Genomic DNA, 21,086 nt, shown 5'->3' with positions numbered 1-21,086 from the left:
TTCGCAACCAAGCCAAGAAAAACTCATAGCCCCAGACCGCAAAGCCTCGCTATGGGGAGCCGACCCCACAGACACAGGATATTGCCCCCGATATGAGCGCCCCGCTGTCGCCCCGCACCATCGGTCCCTTCACGGTCAAGGCCATCGGCCTTGGCTGTATGAATCTAAGCCACGCCTATCTGCCCCGGCCCGCGCCAGAACAGGCCGAACGACTGCTGCGCCACGCACTCGACGTCGGGGTCGACTTCTTCGATACTGCCGCCCTCTATGGCTTTGGCGCCAATGAGGAACTATTGGGTCGCACGCTGATGCACCGGCGCGACGACTTTACTCTCGCCAGCAAGTGCGTGCTGGGCGGCAAGGATGGGCAGCGCGGGCTGGACGGGTCGCCTGCCGCCATCACCGCCACGCTGGAGGCTTCGCTCCAGCGCCTGAATGTCGATCATATCGACCTTTATTATCTCCACCGGCTCGACCCCCACGTCCCGATCGAGGATTCGGTCGGCGCGCTCGCGCGTGCGGTCGAAGCGGGCAAGATCGGCGCGATCGGCCTGTCGGAAATGTCCGCCGACACGCTGCGCCGCGCCCATGCGGTTCACCCGATCGCGGCGATGCAGACCGAATATTCGCCCTGGAGCCGCAATGCCGAAGTCGCGGTGCTGGACGCCTGCGGTGAACTGGGTGTCGGCTTTGTCGCCTTCTCGCCGGTCGCGCGCGGCGTGCTGGCGGGCGGGGTGGGACCGGACGGGGTGCAGCCGGACGACGTTCGCGCCTCCATGCCGCGTTTCCACGCCCCCCATCTGGCGCATAACCTTCAACTTGCTGCCGCCTTCGGCCAAATCGCGGCGGACGCAGGCTGCACCATGGCGCAACTGTCGCTTGGCTGGGTGCTGTCGCGTCGCCCTTATGTCGTTGCCATCCCTGGCACCACCAGCATCGCCCATCTGGACGAGGATATGGCGACGCTGACGATCGACCTGTCCGCCGATACGCTGGCGGCGGTCGATGCGCTGTTCAGCTTCGGCGCCGTGTCAGGGCCGCGCTATTCCCGCGCCGCTCAGGCGCAGATCGACACAGAAACCTGGGAAGGCGAACCGCTTGAGTAAGTGATCAGGCGTCGAGCGCCCGTCGCCCCGCTGCCTCTTCCCACTGGTCGCCATCCCCGCCCAGCACCGCATTCAGCGTCGCGCGTTTCAGGAACAGGTGGCAGGGATGCTCCATGGTCAGGCCAATGCCGCCATGCAGCTGGATCGCCTCCTCGGCGATCAACCGATAGACGCTGGCGGTATGGGCCTTCATAGTTCCCATTATCACCGCGTCCGTCGCCTCATCACCCGCCCGCGCCCAGAATAGCGCCTCGGCCGCAACCAGCGCGGTTTTCATGTCGGCGACGCGATGCTTCAATGCCTGAAACAACGCCAAAGGCCGGTCGAACTGCCGTCGCGTCTCCAGATAGTCGATCGTCATCGCCAGCGCCGCCTCGGCCCCGCCCAGACAATCGCCCGCCAGCGCCAGGCTGCGCAGCGCCGACAGCCGATCGGCCAGCGCCGTTGCGGCATCCCCCTGCGCCAGCACGACACCAACAGCATCGCCCGCATCGACATCGAACAGTCGCCGCGTCTTGTCCCAGGTCGCCCGCGCCGTCAGCGCAAGCCCCTCGACCGGCAGAAGCGATATGCGCCCCGCCTCGACCCGCAACACATGGCTCGCCCGGTCCGCGTCCGGCACCGCGCGCAGCCCCTCGGCCAGCGATGCCGACATGATCTCGCCCGCCATCGCCCGGCCCAGCAACTCAACCTGCCCGCCTGCCGCGCTCAGCGCCTCGATCACCAGCATCTGCGCGATTGCCGGACCCGCCACCAATGTCCGCCCCAGCGCTTGGTGGATCACCCCCACCGCCTCGCACCCCAGGCCCAGCCCGCCCTGCTCCTCAGGCACGGCCATGATCAGCCATCCCATCTCCGCGATCAGGTTCCAGCTATGCGCCGCATTGGGGGTCAGGTTGCCGTCAAACGCCTTAGCGGCGGCGTCCTGCAATTCGGCTTTGCTCATGCTCATGCCGCGCCCTCCTTCACGACCCAGTTTTTGGGTTCACGCGGCATCCCCAGCAGCCGTTCGGCGATGATATTGCGCTGCACCTCGTCACTGCCGCCCGCGATCGTCCAGGCATAGCTGTTCATGAAATCGGCCATCCAGTTGCCCGTCTCCATGCCTCCGCCAAAGGTAATCGGGGCATGATATTGCGCCTCCAGTCCGTCGATCTGCAGCCCCAGCGATGTGAATTCCCGCAGCGTGCGGGAATAGGCGAGCTTGACGATGGATGCGTCGCCGACCCGTTCCTCGCCCGCGATACGATTGGCCAGAAACTGGTCGGCTACCGCGCAGGTCGCATCGACCTTGCTCGCCAGTCGCCCGAAATCGCGCAGCACGCCCGCATCCTCGCTACGCCCGTTCGCGCGAATGAGGTCACCGATCCGCCACAACGCCCCGCGCATCCGCGCGCTCAGCTCCAGCAGCGTCAGCCCGCGCTCGGACGACAGGGTCGACTGCGCCACAGCCCAGCCTTGGCCTTCCTCGCCCAGCCGGTTGGCGACCGGAATCTCGACATTGTCGAGGAAGATTTCGGCAAATTCCTCGTCGCCATGAATCTGGTGGATCGGCCGCGCGGTGACGCCCGGCGATTTCAGGTCCAGCAGCAAATAGGTCAGCCCGGCCTGCTTCACGCCCTCGCTGCTCGTGCGCACCAGCAACAGGCATTGACCGGCAAATTGCCCCATGGTCGACCAGAGCTTCTGGCCATTGACGACATAGACGTCGCCCTTGCGCTCCGCCCGCGTGCGCAGCGCCGCCAGGTCCGACCCCGCGCCCGGCTCGGAAAAGCCCTGACACCAGATTTCGCCTTCCAATATGCGGGGAATATAGCGTTGCTGCTGTTCCTCGCTGCCCCATTCGAACAGGGTGGAGGCAGCGTGATAGGTGGACATGAAGGACAAGAGCAGGCGCGGCGTGTCGGCCCGCGCAAACTCCTCATAGATCACCTTCTGCTCGGCCAGCGACCGCCCGCCGCCCGGCCAGTTTTCCGGCCAGTGCGGCACCGCATAGCCCCGCTTGGCCAGCGTCGCGAACCAGCTGCGTTGCAAGTCCAGAAAGGCCGCCTCGCTCGTGCTGCGCGCGCGCCAGTTTTTGGGCGCATGAATGGCAAGCCAGTCGCGCACCTCCTGCCGCAAGCTGTCCAGTGCGTCGCTCAAAGTCCCGTGCCTCCAGTCATTATGGATCAGCTAGGCAGCACTTCGACCGTCTCGCGCAAGGGGCGCATCTGCAATATCCCCAAGGCGATACGCTACAGCGCCACCTCGATCATCCCATCCACCACCCGCACGGCATAGGTCGTGATCGGGTCGCGCGCTGGCCCGGTCAGCGCTTCGCCGGTCTCCAGATCGAACCGCGCGCCATGGGCGGGGCAGGCAATCCAGCCCAGCCGCATCCGCCCGCACGCCAGCGGTTCCTGCGCATGCGAACAGAGATTGTCGAGCGCATGGACGCGCCCCTCAAAATGGCAGAGCATGATCGCGCGCGCGCCTGCCTCGACAGCTACGGTCTTGCCGTCCGGCACATCGTCCAGCGGCAGCAGGGGGGTGAAGCGGGCATCGTCCATATCCATGCCCTCCATTTTTACCGCCGCGCCGCGCTTGTCCAAGCCCGCCTGCGCCATATCACCGGGGCGTTCTCTTGGGGCTACGGCTGTTCTCGCCCGGCTGCATCACTTAATCACCATGATATGGACTTTGTATGGACAGAACAGGAAACCGCCTTCCGCGCCCGGCTGCGCGCATTGCTCGCCGATACGCTGCCGGACGACTGGGAGCGTTTCTCGCAGCATGGCCCGGCCTCGCCTGCGCTCACCAAATATGCCGAAACCTTCTGCGGCACGCTGGCGGAACAAGGCCTGCTGATCCCCCACTGGCCGGAAGCGCTGGGTGGGCAGGGGCTAGACCCGTGGCACCAGACGGTCCTCGCCGAAGAAATGTGGATCGCGGGCGAACCGCGCGGCGGCCAATATATGAACGTCAACTGGATCGGCCCGACGCTGATCCGCTACGGCTCCCCCGACCAGCAGGCGCGCTACCTGCCCCCGATCGCGGAAGGCCGCGCGCTCTGGTGCCAGGGTTTTTCCGAACCCGGCTCCGGCTCCGACCTTGCCTCGCTGCGTACCCGCGCAGAGCGAGACGGTGACACATATCGCGTCAATGGCCAGAAAATCTGGACCAGCTATGCGGGCCTCGCCGACACCTGTTTTCTCGTCTGCCGCACCAGTGACGATCGCAAGCGCGGCATCTCCATCCTGCTCGTGCCGATGGACACGCCCGGCATCACCGTCCGCCAAATCCCCTCGCTGATCGGCGAAGGCGACATTCACGAAGTGTTTTTCGATGATGTCACCGTACCCGTCACCGCGCGCCTGGGCGACGAAGGACAGGCATGGGACATCATCGGCTATTCGCTGACCAATGAACGGCTCGGCATCCCGCGCTATGCGTTGGCCCGCGCCGCGCTCGACCGTGCCGTTGCCGTGCTGAAAGCGCAAGGCGAGTTTGACGGTGAAGCGGTCCGTATCGAAGCCGCCCACGCCGCCGCCCTCACCGAAGCCGCCCGCATGGCCAGCTATGCCATTGTCGACCGCCGCGCCAAGGGGGAAGCGATCGGCGCGGAATCCAGCTCCGCGCGTTTCGCCACCGTCATGGCGGAACGACGCGTGTGCGAATTTATCGTCGAATATCTGCCCGAAGCATTGGCCGACGCCCACCCCTATCTCAAGATGCACCACCAGCGCGGCATCGTTGCGGGCATCGCGGCAGGCGCAGCAGAAATCCAGCTCAACATCATCGCCACCGATGTCCTCAAATTGCCACGGGAGCCGCGTTGATGGACCTGTCCCTCACCGACGATCAGGTCGCGATCCTCGACGCGATCGACACGCTGACCCGCCCTTATGCGGGTGCCTCGTTGCACGAAGCAGGCTTCGCTTTGCCGGACGCGCAGCTTGACCGTGATCTTGCCGAAGGCGGCTTCCTCGACATTGGTTTCGATCCCGATCTGGGCGCAGTCTCGGCCGCGCTGGTGGTCGAACGCCTCGCCCGCCTGCCCCAAACGGTCGAAGCCGCCGCCAGCGCGCTGATCCGCCCGCTGCTCGGCGATGATCTGCCTCGCCCGCTCTGTCTTGTGGAGGAAGGCCGTTTGAGCCGCCCCATCCGCTTCCTGCGCGAAGGGGCCACCGTACTGCTCGTCGGCCCGTCCGGCGTCTCGACCTTCACCGCCACCGCCGCGCAGGTCCGTGCCGAAGCGCAAGCCCTCTACGGCTACCCCATGGCCACGCTGCTCGATGTGCCAACCGACCGCACCCCGCACGCCGTCCCCGCCAGCGAAGTCCTGACCCGCTGGCGCATCGCCCTCGCCGCCGAAGCTGCCGGCCTGCTCGCCGCCGCGCTCGACAGCACGGTCGCCCATGTGACCGACCGCCAGCAATTCGGCCGCCCGCTCGCTACCTTCCAGGCGCTACGCCACCGCCTCGCCGAAGCACAGGTCCGCGCCAACGGCGTGCGCTGGCTGGCGCTGAAAGCCGCAGCCACGCTCGACCCCGGCGACGCCGCGCTTGCCGCGCTCCACGCGCAGGAATCGGCCCGCGCCACCGTCTATGATTTCCACCAATTTTTCGGCGCGATGGGCGTGACGCTGGAGCATCCGCTCCACCTGTGGACCTATCGCCTCAAGGCGCTCATCGGCGACCTGCGCGGACGCGGCGGGCAGGCACTGGCCGCCGCGTCCGTGCTCTGGCCTTAAAACCCCAGGTCCAAAATCGGCCCGTCGAAATTCCCGGCCAGCTTCTGTGTCGCTGCGCTCAATTTCTCCGGCTCCACGCCCTTCAGATAGCCGTCGATGATCCGCTGATAGTTGGAAATCAGCCCCTCAATATCCTTCGACAGCCGCATGAAATCGAATCCCTTGGCGTGCAGTCCCTTCTGCTGGAGCGGGATATTGCTGTAATCCTGGCGCGGGATCATCGGGAACTGATCGCTGTCATGGGGCAGCATCACGGCCTCCATCACCGGCGGCGGCTCCTGTCCTTCGGGGAAATGCGTCAACGACCATAGCTCGAACAGGCAGCTTTCGGGTCCCAGCGGCCGGATGCGATAGGCCGCCATGCTCGACAGGAAAGGCAACAGGAAATAATTGGGGAAGATATATTCCACCGCCTTCACCGGCGTATTGACCGCAATGTGATTAAGGTCGGGCGCCGGTTCGCCCCGCGCCAGCCCCGCCTGCGTCACGCAATGGTTGAGCGTGCCGAACCATTGCATGATCGCCTGACCCGGATCGTCGGGCAGTTCCACGTCGATCAGCGTGCGCGCCACCGCGACATCCTTGGCATGGCACATGCCCGCCATACCATCGCTCAGCAATTGCAGATGATCGACCTGATCAACGATATTGTCGCGCATCGACCGGTTGGGATTGATCGGCACGCCGATCCCGCCCGTGTCCATGCCATACATCATATTATAGAGGATCGGCACCTTCTGCTGCAATTGCGGGTGGGTGCGCATGACATGATAGCCCTCCATGAAGGCTTCCATCGCGATCTTCCAGTTGGCGGGCAGCACTGTGGCGAAGCACCATTCGGCGCGCATCGAGTCGGCATGATAGGCGTCCAGCCCCGCTGCCAGCGGACCCAGCTGCTGCCGGAATCCCGGTGCATCATCATCGAAATTGATGAACACGCAGCCCATCTCGATTTCCGACCGGCACGGCCGCAGCGCCAGATCGCCCTCATCCAGCTGCCCCTCGCTGAACATATGGCGCCCATAGACGAAGGTGTTTTTCCCCTCGATATTCCAGCGCCAGCCATGGAAGGGGCAGATGAAGCCCTTGCCCTTGCAATTGCCGTGGCTCCCCTCGGTCAGCGGCACGCCGCGATGGCGGCAGGCATTGTGAAAGGCGCGAATCCCGTCCTTGGTCCGCACGATGATGACTGATTGGCCGAGGTTGCTATATTCGATCCAGTCGCCAATCTCCGGCACCTGCTCGACGCGGCAGGCCATCTGCCACACATGGGGCCACAACTCCTCGCACTCACGCTGGTAAAAGCCCTCATCATAATAGCGCGGCGTGGGGATGCGTTCGGGATCGGTAATCTCGAACGGAACCGATGTCGTCGCTGCCATAACCTCTGCCATATCACCCTGTCCGCTATTAGCTTTGAGGGCGAAGGGTAAAGGCTGGGAAGGGGCGTTCAAGACGGATTGGCCGCTAGCCCCGCATCATCGCCGTGGCGGTGGAAATGTCTCGTCCTATAAGGGAGGCCTGCCGACCGCCGCCCTGATCGCATCCCCATGCGCGCCTATCCCCGGCGCACCGCCTGCGACCTTCCCCGGCGTCGCTGAAAACCAGGTCGGCACCCCCGGAAAGCGCACCGCGCCACGCTCCGTCTCGACCGTCTCGAAAAAGCCGATGGCGTTCAAATGTTCATTCTCGAACAGCTCGTCAGTCGTCCGCAAAGGCGCCGCCGGAATATGCAAGGATTCCAGCAAATCCAGCCATTCCTGCGTCGTCCGCTGCGCAAATGTCCCGCCCAGCAACCCATAGACCCGGTCGATCTGCTTGGCGCGCTTGGGCAGACTGTCAAATTCCTCGCTCGCCCATTCCGGCTGCACCGCGCCCATAAAGGCATTCCAATGCTTGTCATTATAGACGAGCGCGGCGATATGCCCGTCCTTGGTCGCATAGGGTTTGCGGTTGCGCGCCACCACGCGGTGATAATGGGCCGGTCCCATCGGCGGATCGAACAGCATCCCGCTGGCATGTTCGGTCAGCATGAAGGACGCCATCGTCTCGAACATGCCGACTTCCACCTCCTGCCCCTCGCCGGTGCGCTCGCGGTGGAACAGCGCCATCATCGTGGCGTAGAGGCCGGTCAGCCCCGCCACCTTGTCGGCGATGATCGTCGCCATGAAGTCAGGCTTGCCGGTCATCAATCCCTGCAAATGCGGGATGCCGCATTCCGCCTGAATCGTATCGTCATAGGCGGGCTTGTCGCAGTCCGGCCCACGGCGGCTGTAACCATAGCAATTGGTATAGACGATGTCGGGCCTGATCGCCTTGACGGCCGCATAATCGAACCCCAGCCGGGCGATCGCCTTGCCTCGCATCGAATGGATGAAGATGTCGGCGGTCGCGATCAGCGCGCGCAGCACTTGCCTGTCCGCCTCCTGGGACAGGTCCAGCACGATGCTGCGCTTGCCGCGATTGACGTTGGTGAACACCCCGCCCAGGTCCGGCGCGTTGCCGATGTTGATGAACCGGGTCTGGTCGCCCCCCGGCTGCTCCACCTTGATGACGTCCGCGCCCATATCGGCCATGATCTGCGTCGCATAGGGACCAAAGACCATCGCGGTCAGATCGACCACCCGCACCCCCGTCAGCGGCCCGCCATGTGCCTTCGGCTCGCCCATTTCACTCTCCTGTTTCATGCCATCGGGCTAAAACAAGGTGCGGGCCGACGCCATGGGCAACCACTTCGCCCCACCGATATGTCAAATGCTGAACACCCGTTCGATTGTGCGTTCGGCCCGCCACTGATAGCCCGAACATAGGAAAACAGGCGCTGCAACGGCGCGGCAAGCAGGGCCAGAAACGTGGATTTTGCCTTTACCGACGACCAGCAGAATATTCGCGATGCCGTGCTGGCCCAATGCAGCGCGTTCAGCGACGAATATTGGCTGGCGCGTGATCATGACGCCCAGTTCCCCGTCGATTTCTACCGGGCGATGGCGCAGGCAGGCTGGCTGGGCGTCGCCATGCCGGAATCGGTCGGCGGCGCTGGCCTTGGCATCACCGAAGCGGCGATCATGATGCAGGCGGTGGCTGAGGCTGGCGGCGGCATGACCGCCGCGTCCACCATCCACGGCCCGGTGTTCAGCCTGGAGCCGATTGACCTGTTCGGCACGGAGGAACAGAAGCAGCGGATGATCCCGCCGATCCTGTCGGGCGAAGAGAAGATGTGCTTTGCCGTCACCGAACCCAATACGGGGCTGGATACGACCAAGCTCAAGACCCGCGCCGTGCGGGAGGCTGGCGGCTACCGCGTCAATGGCGAAAAGATCTGGATCACCAACGCCCATGTCGCTGACAAGATGCTGCTGCTCGCCCGCACCACCCCGATCGACGAGGTGGAGAACAAGACCCATGGCCTGTCGCTTTTCTTCACCAGGCTTGACCGCACGAAGATCGAACATCGCTTGATCCCGAAAATGGGCCGCCACGCGGTCGGCTCCAACATGCTGTTCATCAACGATCTTTTCATCCCGCAAGAGGACCGCATCGGCGAAGAGGGCCAAGGCTTCCGCATCATCCTCAAAGGGCTGAACCCCGAACGCATATTGCTGGGCGCCGAAGCGATCGGCATCGGCCGCAACGCGATCCAGCGCGCGGCGCGCTATGCCCGCGAACGCATCGTGTTCGACCGACCGATCGGCATGAATCAGGGAATCCAGCATCCCCTTGCCAAATGCTGGGCGCAGCTGGAGGCCGCCAACCTGATGGTGATGCAGGCCGCGACCAAATTCGACAGGCAAGAGGATTGCGGCGTCGAGGCCAATGCGGGCAAATATCTCGCTGCCGAATTCGCGTTCGAAGCCTGCCATACCGCCATGCTGACGCTGGGCGGCATGGGCTATGCGCAGGAATATCATGTCGAACGGCTGCTGCGCGAAGTGCTGATTCCGCGCACCGCGCCGGTCAGCCCGCATATGATCCTTAACTTTCTCGCCGAAAAAGTGTTGGACTTGCCCAAATCCTACTGACCGGAGAGACGATCATGTCCACCCCCGCCAACCTTTCGATCAAGATGCGCTCCTGGCTGTTTGCGCCGGGAGACAGCGACAAGAAGATGGCTAAGGCTGCCGACAGCGCCGCCGACATTGCACTCTTCGATCTGGAAGATGCCGTTGCGACCGAAAACAAGGTGCTTGCGCGCCAAATGGTTCACGATTTTCTCGCCAGCCGCACGCAAGGCCGCGAACGGCTCTGGGTGCGGATCAATCCGCTCGATGGTCCTTACACGCTGCTCGATCTTGCCGCGATCATGCCCGCCCGGCCCGGCGGCATCATGCTGCCCAAAGTCTATGGCCGGCAGGATGTCGATCGGCTCGACCATTATCTCTCCGCACTCGAAGTCGCCAACGGCATCGAGCAAGGCTCCACCCCGCTGATCGTGCTGGTCACTGAAACCGCCGAGGCCATGTTTCACACCGGCAGCTACAAGGGCGCGCCGCGCGTCGTCGCTTTGACCTGGGGCGCGGAGGATCTGGCCGACTCGATCGGTGCCAGTAACAATCGCAATCCCGATGGCAGCTATGGCTTCACCTATGAACTGGCGCGCTCCATGTGCCTGCTCGGCGCTGCCACGGCAGGCGTGACCGCGATCGAAACGATCCAGGGCGATTTCCGCGATCTCGATGGCCTCAAGGCCCGCGCCGAAAAGGTCCGTCGCGACGGCTATCGCGGCATGTTGGCGATCCACCCGGCGCAGGTTGACGTCATCAACGCCGCCTTCACCCCTACCGCCGACGAAATTGCGCAGGCGCAGGAAATCGTTGATATATTTGCCAAAAATCCGGGCGTCGGGGCAATTGGCTATAAGGGCGGGATGCTCGACCGCCCCTATCTCAGCCGTGCTGAACAACTGCTCAAACAGGCCGGCGTTACATGACCACATATGTCCAGCTCGGTGTCGACTTAAGGCCCGGCGACCATATCGTCCTGGGCCAGGCCTGCGGCGAACCCACCACTTTGGTGGAGGCGCTGATCGAACAGGGCCGGGATATTTCCGGCCTGTCCGCTTTCATCGCCACCAGTTTCTCCGGCCTCTTCACCCCCGCCACCGCCGACAGTTTCGCCCTCTCCAGCATGGGCGCGATCGGTGCATTGCGGTCGATGACCAAGGCAGGCAAGCTCCAGGTCATCCCCGTCCATGTCAGCCAGGTCGGCCCGCTCATCACCGCCGGGATCATCCCCTGCGACGTCGCGATGATTCAGCTCAGCCCCGCCGACGAACATGGCAATCATAGCTGCGGCCTGATTAGCGATTATGTCCGTGCCGCCGTGGACAAGGCGCGGGTCGTCATCGCCGAAATCAATGAAGCGGTCCCCTTCACACCGGGCGAAACCATCCCGTCCTCAGCCATTGACGTCGCGATTCCCGTCAACCGCCCCCCGGTCGAAGTCGCCCCCGCTGCCATCGGCCCGACCGACGAAGCCATCGCCCGCCATTGCGCCGCTTATATCGGCGACGGCGCCGTCATCCAGACCGGGGTAGGGGCGGTCCCTGACACCATCCTGCGCCTGCTCCACGACCGCCGAGATCTGGGCGTCCATTCGGGCATGTTGGGGGATGGCCTGGTCGATCTGGTGGAGGCAGGCGTCATCACCAATGCCCGCAAGGAAGTCGATCCCGGCATCTCGATCAACGGCGCATTGATCGGCACGAGGCGGCTCTATGACTGGGCGCATCGCAACCCGGCGATCCGCATGTGCGCCACCAGCTACACCCATGACGCGGCGGTGCTGGGCCGCCTCTCGCGCCTCGTCACCATCAACAGCGCGCTGGAAGTGGACCTGACCGGACAGGTCAATGCCGAACAATCGGGCGCGGCCTATCTGGGCGGGACCGGCGGCCAGGTCGATTTCGTCCGTGCAGGCAGCCGGTCGCCCGGCGGTCGCTCGATCATCGCCCTGTCCGCCTCGGCCAAGGGCGGCACGCTCAGCAAGATCGTCGCCCAACTGTCCGGCCCGGTCACCACGGCCCGCACCGACGTGGACGTCATCGTCACCGAATATGGTGCAGCGGAACTCAAGGGGCAGAACCTCGCCGAACGCACCCGCCGCCTGATCGCCATCGCCCATCCCGACTTCCGCGAGGAACTGGACCGGGCGGCCCACATCATCGCGCAAAGGGGATTTTGATCATGACCGACGCCGTCCTCTTCGACGCCCGCGCCGATGGCATCGCTATCCTGACGATCAACCGCCCCGACCAGCGCAACTGCCTCAGCCATGAAGTGCGTGAAGGCTTGCGCGAAGCTTGGGCGCGGTTCGAAGCCGACCTTGCACTGCGCGTCGCCATCCTGACCGGTTCGGGCGACAAGGCCTTCTGCGCGGGCGGTGATCTCAAGGAAATGGTCGAAACCGGCATGACCGTCCCGCCGCGCGCGATGTTTCCGCTGCCTTACGACACGATCGAACTGACCAAGCCCACGATCGCCGCCGTCAACGGCGTGGCGTTCGCGGGCGGGTGGATGATCGCGCAGGCCTGCGATCTCTGCGTCGCCAGCACGAGCGCGCGCTTTGCCATTACCGAGGTAAAGGTCGGTCGCTCCTCCCCCTGGGCTGCGCCGCTCATCCATATGATCCCGCAGCGGATCATGATGGAAATCATCCTGACCGGCAAACCGATCACTGCCCAGCGCGCTTATGAGATCGGTCTCGTCAACCGTCTGGCTGAACCCGAAGCGCTGCTGGACGCGACAATCGCTCTGGCCACCGAGATACTCGACGGCGCGCCTTTGTCGGTGAAGGCGGGGCGCGACACGGTGATGCTGGCCACCGAAATGGGCCGCGGCGCCGCGCTCCAGGCGGCCCGTGCGGCCACCGAATACACCTATATGAGCGACGACGCGCAAGAAGGCCCGCGCGCCTTTGCCGAAAAGCGCCAGCCCAACTGGCAGGGCCGATAGATGACAAGCGAGGATGCCATGACAGATTTGACAGAGCCGGTCACCGTTCCGGTCGAAGCCTATGTGTCGCTCGACTATGCTCGCGCCGAACAGGACCGCCTCTGGCGCAAGGTCTGGCTACAGGCCGCCCGGCTGGAGGACATCCCCAATGTCGGCGATTTCGTCACCTATGACATCCTCGAAGACTCGGTCATCGTCATGCGCACCGCTCCGGACGAGCTGCGCGCTTTCCACAATGTCTGTCCCCATCGCGGCCGCCGCCTGATCGACACGCCGCCCGGCGCCCGCAATGCGCGTGGCAACCGTATGAGCATCATCTGCGGCTTCCACGGCTGGACCTTCGACAGACAGGGACAATGCAGTTTCGTCAACCATCAGGACGACTGGCAGGGCAAGCTGACGGCGGAGCGCACGGCGCTCGGCAAGGTGCGGGTCGATACATGGGGCGGCTGGGCTTGGATCACGCTCAATCCCGATGCGGAATCACTCGCCGACTATCTGGGCGTCGTGCCGGAGATGCTTGACCCGTTCGGCCTCCAGAATATGCGCTATCGCTGGCGCAAGTGGATCATTTTCGACTGCAACTGGAAGGTCGCGCTGGAAGCGTTCAGCGAAACTTATCATGTCCAGACTACCCACCCCGAATTCAACGCCTTCGGCGAATTTCGCGGCTGGGCGCGCCAGCATGGCCTGCACAGCAATATCGGCTATGACGCGCCCAAAAATATGGACGAAAACCAGGCCAAGCTGCGCATCGGCTCAGGCGAAGACCCGCGCCTGTCCACAGCGGAAATGCAGCTCTTCACCTGGGAAAATGCCAACACCAATACGACGATGACGCTGGTGAACGCCGCCACGCGCCTGAAGGACGAACTGCCCGAAGGCACGCCCGCGCCGCAGGTGTTGCAACACTGGCTCGCCACAGCCCGTGCTGACGACGAAAAGCGCGGCATATTCTGGCCGGTGGTCGAACCCGCCCATACCGCCAAAAGCGGCACTGCCTGGCAGATATTCCCCAATTTTCAGATCGGCCATGCGGTCAACAACATGCTCTGCTATTGCGCCCGCCCCTATCAGGGCGACCCCGACAAATGCATTTTTGAAGCAGCGGTTTATGAACTCTTCCCGCAAGGCGAAGCGCCCGCGACCGAGTGGGAATATACCCCGCCCGAAGCCTGGCCCCCGGTTTTGCAACAGGATTTCACCAACATGGCGGCGGTTCAGCAGGGCATGAAAAATATCGGCTTTCGCGGCACCCAGCCCAACCCCTATATGGAACGATCTGTCGCCAGCCTGCACCAGAATCTGGCGCGCTATATGGGGACGGGCGCGCCGAGGCTGATCGATTGACCTGCTTGTCCCGTCCTCGATATTCATTATATTGAGGACAGGGAGAATGCGCCATGTCCAAACCGATGACGCTCAACGTGCGGGTAAGCGGCGCGCTCAGCGACTTCGTAGCCGCCAATGTCAGTGACGCCGGAGCCTATGACAATGTCAGCGAATATGTCCGCGACCTGATCCGCCGCGACAAGGAGCGAGTGGAAGCCGATCATTTCGCCCGATTGAAAGCCGAACTGACGCGCGCCTTTGCCGCACCGGATTCAAGCTATCAGACGTTGGATGCCGAAACGGTCATCGCCCGCAACCGTCGTTCCTGAAACCGATGGCTACATTCCGGGTACAGGAAGCGGCGGGTCGTCGGCTGGACGAAATCTATATCTACGCCCACGACACCTGGGGCGAAGCGCAGGCTGGACATTATATCCGCGCGCTGTTCACCCAATTTGAAGCGATCACCGCGCGCGGCGTGCCTTGGCGATTAATTCCGACCGAATTCGGCGTAGACGGCTATTGTTGCCGGTTCGAGCATCACTATATCCAATGGCGGATTTTGCCGGACGGCACGGTCGGGATCGTCACGATCCTCCACGAACGGACGCACCAGATGGATCGCTTCCGCGCCGATCTTCCCTGACACGGGGCCAAACAAGAAAGCCCGCTACCGTTCACGGTAGCGGGCCTCCCTATCATCCAAACTATCTCCGCCTATTCAAACGGCTCTTCGCCCTGCAACTTGGTGCGGTGCATCATGCGGTTGCAGGTTGGGTCATACGCCTCGGCGCGGTGCATAGTGCCGGTATTGTCCCAGATCACCAGATCGCCGACGCTCCAGTCGTGGCTGTAGCTGAATTCTTCCTGCGTCGCCCATTCGCGCAGGCCTACGAGGATTTCCGCGCTCCGCATTGGGGTTACGTCCAATACCCGATGTGCGGTGCAGCCCAGAACCAGTGACTTGCGGCCGGACTTGTGGTTCCACACCAATGGCAGCTCATTCTCGCCGATCCGCTGCATCCCCTGGATTTTGGCCAGGCTGGGTTCGGGTTCATAGTAAAAGACCGTCGCCCAGACCGAATGGATCACACGCAGTTTTTCATATTCCGCCTTCTGCTCGTCGCTCAGCGCATCATAGGCAGCATAGGTATTACAGAAGCCGGTATTGCCGCCCCAGGTCGCTTTGACCTTGCACGACAGCAGTGACGCCAGGATCGGCGTGTCGTTCATCGTGCCGTCGATATGCCAGTAGAGCGACCCCTTGAGATATTCGGCGCTTTGCGGGTTTTCCTTCACGTCCAGCGTGATCTTGTGGATCTTGTGGTTCGTGCCGTCCTGCATTTCCGGCGCGAACGTACCCAGCGTCTTGGTAAAGGCGATCTGCTCATCGTCGTTAAAGTCGATCTTGGGAAACACCAGCACGCCGCGCTGTTCCAGCAATTCGCGAATCTGTGGACCCAGATCGCCCGCCAGCAACTCTTCCTTGCTGTTCAGGATGCGGCTGCCGATCTTCGGCTTAATCTCTTCATGCGCAAAGCGCGTGATCGCGGTGGTTGCCATGGTCCGACTCTCCTCAGTCTAGCCTGTACGTTGAACACTTGTTCAGCACTGCGGGCGCAAAAAGTCAACACCTCTCATTTTTTAGGCCAGCAGATCGTCCAGCCACTGTTCAACCGCCCGCCGCGCGTCGGCGTGGCCGGCTGCAACACCCAGTCCCCCTTCCATCACGAGCGCACGCCCCGCGCTGGCCAGCAGCAAGCTCAGGCCCGCCGCACTGACGCCGCGCTGCGCCAGCCGGTCGCCCAGCAGGCGTTCGAAGCATTCGGTCTGGCGCGCGCGCATCGCTTCGCTGTGGCGGGCGATTTCGGCACGGATCGCCTTGCGATGATTGGCCAGCGCGACAAATTCCATCGCCAGCGCGGTGCGGCTGGTGTCGGAAAAAAAGCGCCATAGCGACCGAACCGGATCGTCGCTGGCCAACGCCTGCTCGATCATCGCGTCGCTCTGTGCCGCGCCGCGGCGGAACACCGCCAGCAGCAGATCATCGGTGGTCGGGAAATAATAATGGACCAGCGATGGCGGCAGTTCGGCGCGCAGCGCAACGCGTCGGGAACTGGCAGCGGCATAGCCTTCATCGCGGATCACCTGTTCGGCGGCTTCGACAATGCGGGCGCGGGTTTCGGAGCTTTCCGCCCCGATGCGACGTTTCTGGACCATGGGCCGACCATAGGTATCGCTGGCGGGCGCGCAAGGGCGCGCAACGGATGGCCTATTAGCCACCCGGACGGTCACCGGGCGAAATCCTGGACGGATATGCCGCTCATCGCCGTCCAGCCCGCATCATTGTTGAACACGCCCCCGGTCGCAAAGCTGGCCTCGTCGCTCGCCAGGAACAGCGCCATCATCGCCATTTCCTCTGGCTGCGCCATGCGCCCCAGCACGCCCATCCGGTCCATCAGCACGGTGGAAGTGGGCAGACCAGCTTTCTCCATTTCCTGTCGCTGGTGCTTGGCCATCGGTGTCTCGGTCGCACCGGGACATAGCGCATTGACGCGGATATTGTGGCGACCCAGTTCGACAGCCGCGACCTTGGTAATCGCGACCGCACCAGCCTTGGACGCGCAATAGCCTGCGGTGCCAGCGACGATCGATGCGGCAATGGAGGCCGTGTTAACGATCGAGCCGCCGCCTGCCGCGATCATGCGCGGGGCGACATGCTTGATCATCAGCCAGACGGCCTTCAGGTTGACGTCGATGCATTTGTCGAACGCCGCCTCGTCGATGGTCAGGATCGACTGCTTATTCTCTGTATCGACACCCGCATTGTTGAACAGAATCGTGGGCAGGCCCAGTTCCGCCTCGGTGCGGGCGATGATGCGCAAGATGTCGGCTGTCTTGCTGACATCGGCACCGATGGCGATCGCCTCACCCCCTTGCGCCCGGATGGCGTCCACCACGGGCGCGACCTTGGCCTCATCCAAATCGACCGCAGCGACCTTCGCGCCCTCGCGCGCGAATAGCAAAGCCGCTGCTTCCCCCATGCCGCCCGCCGCGCCAGTGATGATCGCGATCTTGCCCGCCAGCCGCATGGATTTGGTCCCTTCGACCCTTTCTTAATGCGACCCCATATAGCGGCCGCCATTGGTGCTGATCGTCTGGCCGGTGATGTAGCTGGCTTCCTCCGACGCCAGATAGGCGCAGGCGGCGGCAATATCCTCCGGCTTGCCGATGCGCTTCATTGGCAGCGTCTGGGCGAAGGCATCAACATCGATCGGCGCGGCGCGCAGCATCGGCGTATCGACAAATCCAGGCGGCACCATGTTGAATGTCACGCCGCTGGCGGCAAATTCCAGCGCCAGCGCCTTGGTCATGCCCATCAGCCCACCCTTGGACGAGACATAATGGCCCTGTGCGAAGGACCCTGACTGGACCGAGGAGGAGGTGATGTTGATCACCCTGCCCCACCCGGCTGCCAGCATGTCGGGCAGCACTTCCTTTGTCAGAAGATAAGGGCCGCGCAGGTTGATATGGATGACCTTGTCGAACAGATCATCGTCAATATCCATGAACGGGGTAAAGGGGGCGATCCCGGCATTGTTGACGAGAATCGCGACCGGACCCAGCCTTGCGCGGGTTTCTTCCGCTGCGGCGTGGATCGCTGCCTTGTCGGAGCAATCGACACCAATGGCGATGGCGGTGCCGCCCGCTGTCTCGACCAGGCGGGCAGTTTCGGCTGCCCCTTCGGCGTTAATGTCCCAGATCGCGATCTTCGCGGTATCTTCTGCCAGCCGGATGGCGATAGCGCGGCCAATTCCCGACCCGGCGCCCGTCACGATTGCTACCTTGCCATTGAGAGAGCGTGTCATCGCCAAATCCTTCCTGTCGTTCGGTCCCTCTGGACCGGACCTGTGTTTGAACGGGTGATCAACTTGGGGCTTCCGACTGTCAAGCAAAGCCGGGCTTAGATCGCGGGAGCGAAGCGGGCGCGGGACTTAATGGCAGGCGAACAGGGCTGAACGCAGCTGTCACGTCGCGCCGCGAGAACAGCCAGCGTCCGGCTTCCTTGCGATAATTATCGACGTAACGGACGCTTTGAACGTCGTGCGCCAGCCCGCCCTTGCCGTCGGGAACCAAGTGCCAGGCGATGGCATAGACTTCGCCGGTTGCCCGGTCGCCGTCGACACTGATCAGGTGATTGCAGATATTGTGGCTGCCGATGTGCATGTGTGGCAGCGACATTTCCAGAAAGGCAAAATATCCCTCCACCGCACCGCTATAATAGGCACCATGATTGTCGACGGCATCGTCGGTGTAGAGTATGCGCAGCAGGCCCATATCCTTGCGATCAATTCCCCGCGCATAGAGGTGCGCCAGTTCTCGGATCTCGTCCTTCGCAACCAGTTGCGCCAATGCCTGCCTCTCCTGCTATGTCGGGCAAGGCTAGTCGCAATCAGGCCGGATCGGCACCCCGCATGGCCGTCAATTGTCGATAACGGGGTGGCGATCGGGCTGATTGACAATCGCTGTTGGGTCGGCAGTGTGGCTGCGATAGTGTTTGATAGACAAGCGGCGTGAAGCAGCCGGGGGAGGCAAGGGCATGGACGCGTTGATCGTCGCTACGCAATCAGGTTTGGTTCGGGGAACAAAAGCCGATGGCGCACGGCGCTGGCTGGGTATCCCCTACGCTGATGCCGCCCGGTTCGCCGCGCCGGCGCCTGCCGCCTCCTGGGTCGACGTCCGAGACGCAAGCGTTGCGGGGCCACAATGTCCGCAAATGTTTGGTAACAACGCCAAACGCGCGCGGTTCGCTGAACCCGATTTTGCCGAACAATGCCTGACCCTCAACATCTACGCCCCGGACGATTTGGGCGATGGTGAATGTCTGCCTGTTTATGTGTGGATTCATGGCGGTGCCTTTGTCGGTGGCAGCGGCAATGGTTATGATGGCTCCCTCCTCGCACGCGATGGGCGGATTATCGTCGTCACCATCAACTATCGTTTGGGTATACTGGGGTTCGTCAACTTCGGTGTTACAATGGAAACATCGGATATTCCGTCTAATCTGGGCCTCCGTGACCAGATTGCCGCCTTGACCTGGGTGCAGGCGAATATCGCGGCTTTTGGCGGTGATCCTGACCGGGTGACCATTGGTGGCCAGTCGGCAGGCTCCATGTCGGTATCGCTGTTGATGCATATGCCATCAGCGCGGCCGTTATTCCAGCAGGCGATCATGCAGAGTGGTGCGGTCAGCCTGATCCATAGTAAGGCACGGAGTGCGGCGATCGGGCGGCAATACAAGGCTGTGCTGGGCGATGATGCCCGGAGCCTTGCAACGTTGCAGGCGGTAGAATTGCGCCGCTTGTTCGAGGCGCAGGCGGTGGTAGGTGCGGCGAACCCCCGCACTATTGCTGCCGCTCCATGGCTGGACGATGATCTGTTGCCGGGAACGATGGAGGCGGTGCGGCAGTCGCAGACAGCGCCCGTGCCGTTGCTGGCAGGAGCAACGCGCGATGAGATACGGTTTTTTGAACTTCTGCCTGGCGATATATTGCCGACCCGATGGCCTGAGTTGGAGGCGCTGCTGCACGAACAATTGGGGACAGAGCAGGCGCAGGCCATATTGGCAACCTATCCGCGGACCAAGGCCGGACGTCGGGCGCTGGCCAGCGACCTTACCTTCGTCATGTCGACCCGTCATTTCGCCGATCGCCATGCCGCGCACAGCCCGACCTGGTTCTATCGCTTCGATTATGCTCATCCGGTTGCCGGGGCGACCCATGGGCTGGACCTGACACTGACCTGGCCGATGCGGGGATTACGCGCGGCGCTGGCGCGGGGCGGGCGGATGACCGGACGCCGCGCGGCGCTGGGGCAGCGGATGACGCGGCATATCGCGCATTTCGTGCACCATGGTCGGCCCGAAGCCGCATGGCCTGCTTATGACGAGAGCCAAGGGCAGGTTATGGTATTCAACCTGGCCGACCGGATCGAAGCCCGACCGGAGGTCGATCGCTGGCGGGCGTGGGATGGGCAGGATGTCGGGGTCGGCCTGTCCGCCTGACCCCGACCCAGGTCAGGCGCTGACCTCGTCGGGCCAGTAGAGGCGCATCGGATTGTCGATCAGCAGCTTACGTTGCAGATCGGCACTGGGCGCGATGCGCGGGATCATGTCGACCAGATGGCCATCATCGGGGATGGCGTCCTGCATATTGGGGTGCGGCCAGTCTGTACCCCACAGCACCCGGTCCTGATAGTCGGCGACCAGCGGCGCGACGGCGTCGGCAAAGCTGTTCCATGGGTCGCCATTCGGGTCGAGGCGGTCGGGGCAGGTCGCCTTGAACCAGATGTCGTCGCGGCTGTCGAGGAAGGCGCGAAATGCCTTCATGTCCGCGCCGTCCGGTCCCTGGGTCACATCGGGGCGGCCCATATGGTCGATGACCAGCGGCACGGGGATGGCGTCCATGAAGGGGCGCAATTCGTCAAGAATATCAGCCTCGAAATAGATGACGACATGCCAGCCCGCGGGCAGGCGCTTGGCCACCTCCAGAAACTTGTCCTTTGGCGCATCGTCGACCAGGCGCTTGAGGAAATTGAAGCGGATGCCACGCATCCCGCCTTCATGGAGGGCGACAAGGTCTACGTCGGAAATCGCCGGATCGACTACGGCGACGCCGCGTGCCTTGCCGTTGGATTTGGCGATGGCGTCCAGCGTCGCGCTATTGTCCGTGCCGTGGCAGCTGGCCTGGACGATGACGTTGCGGGCAAAGCCCAGATGGTCGCGCAGGGCAAACAGCATGTCCGGCCCGGCATCTTCCGGCAGATATTTCGCCTTCGCGCTGAAGGGGAAGTCGGCCATCGGTCCGAACACATGGCAATGGGCGTCAATTGCGCCCGGCGGCGGGGTGTAAAGTGGCTTGGATGGGTTGCCGTGCCATGAAACGATCCGGGTCATATCCTAAAACT

The 21,086-nt window shown here is 63.2% G+C and carries 22 protein-coding genes; 11 read left to right on the top strand and 11 right to left on the bottom strand.

Translation table 11 applies throughout. The features are described 5' to 3' along the window. The first annotated feature begins 92 nt into the window (after positions 1-92). Positions 93-1,106, top strand: a complete 1,014-nt coding sequence (locus tag ACODSR_RS14035; RefSeq protein WP_489077291.1) for an aldo/keto reductase — start codon at positions 93-95, stop codon at positions 1,104-1,106. A gap of 4 nt (positions 1,107-1,110) precedes the next feature. Here ACODSR_RS14035 and ACODSR_RS14030 read toward each other — a convergent pair whose 3' ends face one another. From ACODSR_RS14030 to ACODSR_RS14020, 3 genes are all read right to left on the bottom strand, one after another. Beyond that, entirely contained in the window at positions 1,111-2,058 is a 948-nt protein-coding gene (locus ACODSR_RS14030; RefSeq protein ID WP_489077290.1) for an acyl-CoA dehydrogenase family protein, read from the bottom strand. Next, the gene (locus tag ACODSR_RS14025) at positions 2,055-3,248 is read right to left on the bottom strand and encodes an acyl-CoA dehydrogenase family protein (RefSeq protein WP_489077289.1); all 1,194 of its coding nucleotides are present in this window, start codon (positions 3,246-3,248) and stop codon (positions 2,055-2,057) included. The genes ACODSR_RS14030 and ACODSR_RS14025 overlap by 4 nt, the downstream gene beginning before the upstream one ends. 92 nt (positions 3,249-3,340) lie before the next feature. After that, positions 3,341-3,655, bottom strand: coding sequence for a Rieske (2Fe-2S) protein (locus tag ACODSR_RS14020; RefSeq protein WP_489077355.1), 315 nt, complete (start codon positions 3,653-3,655; stop codon positions 3,341-3,343). A gap of 123 nt (positions 3,656-3,778) precedes the next feature. On the opposite strand from ACODSR_RS14020, the gene ACODSR_RS14015 reads away from it, so the two are divergent. Both ACODSR_RS14015 and ACODSR_RS14010 read left to right on the top strand, forming a co-directional pair. Continuing rightward, positions 3,779-4,924 (top strand): acyl-CoA dehydrogenase family protein, encoded by a 1,146-nt coding sequence (locus ACODSR_RS14015; protein WP_489077288.1) that lies wholly within the window; start codon positions 3,779-3,781, stop codon positions 4,922-4,924. Continuing rightward, the gene (locus ACODSR_RS14010; RefSeq protein ID WP_489077287.1) at positions 4,924-5,838 is read left to right on the top strand and encodes an acyl-CoA dehydrogenase family protein; all 915 of its coding nucleotides are present in this window, start codon (positions 4,924-4,926) and stop codon (positions 5,836-5,838) included. The genes ACODSR_RS14015 and ACODSR_RS14010 overlap by 1 nt, the downstream gene beginning before the upstream one ends. On the opposite strand, the gene ACODSR_RS14005 is transcribed toward ACODSR_RS14010, so the two are convergent. Both ACODSR_RS14005 and ACODSR_RS14000 read right to left on the bottom strand, forming a co-directional pair. Beyond that, on the bottom strand, positions 5,835-7,232 hold the full coding sequence (locus ACODSR_RS14005; protein ID WP_489077286.1) for an aromatic ring-hydroxylating oxygenase subunit alpha: 1,398 nt from the start codon (positions 7,230-7,232) through the stop codon (positions 5,835-5,837). The two genes, ACODSR_RS14010 and ACODSR_RS14005, sit on opposite strands and share 4 nt — an antisense overlap. A 114-nt stretch (positions 7,233-7,346) precedes the next feature. Beyond that, positions 7,347-8,507 (bottom strand): CaiB/BaiF CoA transferase family protein, encoded by a 1,161-nt coding sequence (locus ACODSR_RS14000; RefSeq protein ID WP_489077285.1) that lies wholly within the window; start codon positions 8,505-8,507, stop codon positions 7,347-7,349. A gap of 183 nt (positions 8,508-8,690) precedes the next feature. Between ACODSR_RS14000 and ACODSR_RS13995 the strand changes: the two genes are divergently transcribed. From ACODSR_RS13995 to ACODSR_RS13965, 7 genes are read left to right on the top strand one after another with little or no spacing between them, the layout of a single operon-like run. Then, a complete protein-coding gene (locus tag ACODSR_RS13995) occupies positions 8,691-9,857 on the top strand; it encodes an acyl-CoA dehydrogenase family protein (RefSeq protein ID WP_489077284.1) in 1,167 nt (388 codons plus the stop codon). Between the two features lie 14 nt (positions 9,858-9,871). Continuing rightward, on the top strand, positions 9,872-10,765 hold the full coding sequence (locus ACODSR_RS13990) for an HpcH/HpaI aldolase/citrate lyase family protein (protein WP_489077283.1): 894 nt from the start codon (positions 9,872-9,874) through the stop codon (positions 10,763-10,765). After that, positions 10,762-12,018: an acetyl-CoA hydrolase/transferase family protein gene (locus ACODSR_RS13985; protein WP_489077282.1), complete on the top strand. Its 1,257-nt coding sequence runs from the start codon at positions 10,762-10,764 to the stop codon at positions 12,016-12,018. The genes ACODSR_RS13990 and ACODSR_RS13985 overlap by 4 nt, the downstream gene beginning before the upstream one ends. A 2-nt stretch (positions 12,019-12,020) precedes the next feature. Continuing rightward, positions 12,021-12,788, top strand: coding sequence for an enoyl-CoA hydratase/isomerase family protein (locus ACODSR_RS13980; RefSeq protein ID WP_489077281.1), 768 nt, complete (start codon positions 12,021-12,023; stop codon positions 12,786-12,788). Between the two features lie 18 nt (positions 12,789-12,806). Beyond that, a complete protein-coding gene (locus ACODSR_RS13975) occupies positions 12,807-14,138 on the top strand; it encodes an aromatic ring-hydroxylating oxygenase subunit alpha (RefSeq protein ID WP_489077280.1) in 1,332 nt (443 codons plus the stop codon). A gap of 53 nt (positions 14,139-14,191) precedes the next feature. Then, positions 14,192-14,449 carry a ribbon-helix-helix domain-containing protein gene (locus ACODSR_RS13970; RefSeq protein ID WP_489077279.1) on the top strand — a complete coding sequence of 86 codons (258 nt, stop codon included), beginning with the start codon at positions 14,192-14,194 and terminating at the stop codon, positions 14,447-14,449. A gap of 5 nt (positions 14,450-14,454) precedes the next feature. Further along, a complete protein-coding gene (locus ACODSR_RS13965) occupies positions 14,455-14,766 on the top strand; it encodes a type II toxin-antitoxin system RelE/ParE family toxin (protein WP_489077278.1) in 312 nt (103 codons plus the stop codon). A gap of 71 nt (positions 14,767-14,837) precedes the next feature. Here the strand turns inward: ACODSR_RS13965 and ACODSR_RS13960 are convergent, their stop codons facing one another. The 5 genes from ACODSR_RS13960 to ACODSR_RS13940 all read right to left on the bottom strand — a co-directional run bounded on the left by ACODSR_RS13960 (position 14,838) and on the right by ACODSR_RS13940 (position 18,533). Beyond that, entirely contained in the window at positions 14,838-15,683 is an 846-nt protein-coding gene (locus ACODSR_RS13960; protein WP_489077277.1) for a TauD/TfdA dioxygenase family protein, read from the bottom strand. A gap of 81 nt (positions 15,684-15,764) precedes the next feature. Then, complete coding sequence (locus tag ACODSR_RS13955; RefSeq protein WP_489077276.1) at positions 15,765-16,340, bottom strand: TetR/AcrR family transcriptional regulator; 576 nt, start codon at positions 16,338-16,340, stop codon at positions 15,765-15,767. Between the two features lie 71 nt (positions 16,341-16,411). Continuing rightward, the gene (locus tag ACODSR_RS13950) at positions 16,412-17,212 is read right to left on the bottom strand and encodes an SDR family NAD(P)-dependent oxidoreductase (protein WP_489077275.1); all 801 of its coding nucleotides are present in this window, start codon (positions 17,210-17,212) and stop codon (positions 16,412-16,414) included. Between the two features lie 24 nt (positions 17,213-17,236). Then, positions 17,237-17,989, bottom strand: coding sequence for an SDR family NAD(P)-dependent oxidoreductase (locus tag ACODSR_RS13945; protein WP_489077274.1), 753 nt, complete (start codon positions 17,987-17,989; stop codon positions 17,237-17,239). 79 nt (positions 17,990-18,068) lie between these two features. Next, complete coding sequence (locus ACODSR_RS13940) at positions 18,069-18,533, bottom strand: nuclear transport factor 2 family protein (RefSeq protein WP_489077273.1); 465 nt, start codon at positions 18,531-18,533, stop codon at positions 18,069-18,071. A gap of 187 nt (positions 18,534-18,720) precedes the next feature. On the opposite strand from ACODSR_RS13940, the gene ACODSR_RS13935 reads away from it, so the two are divergent. Beyond that, positions 18,721-20,184, top strand: coding sequence for a carboxylesterase/lipase family protein (locus ACODSR_RS13935; RefSeq protein ID WP_489077272.1), 1,464 nt, complete (start codon positions 18,721-18,723; stop codon positions 20,182-20,184). A 12-nt stretch (positions 20,185-20,196) separates the two neighbouring features. Here the strand turns inward: ACODSR_RS13935 and ACODSR_RS13930 are convergent, their stop codons facing one another. Beyond that, entirely contained in the window at positions 20,197-21,075 is an 879-nt protein-coding gene (locus ACODSR_RS13930; protein WP_489077271.1) for an amidohydrolase family protein, read from the bottom strand. Positions 21,076-21,086 lie beyond the last annotated feature (11 nt).

The sequence above is a fragment of the Sphingobium sp. FG125 genome, assembly GCF_057809795.1.
The sequence above is the reverse complement of the archived record's forward strand: the minus strand, read 5'-3'. Positions and strand labels throughout refer to the sequence as shown.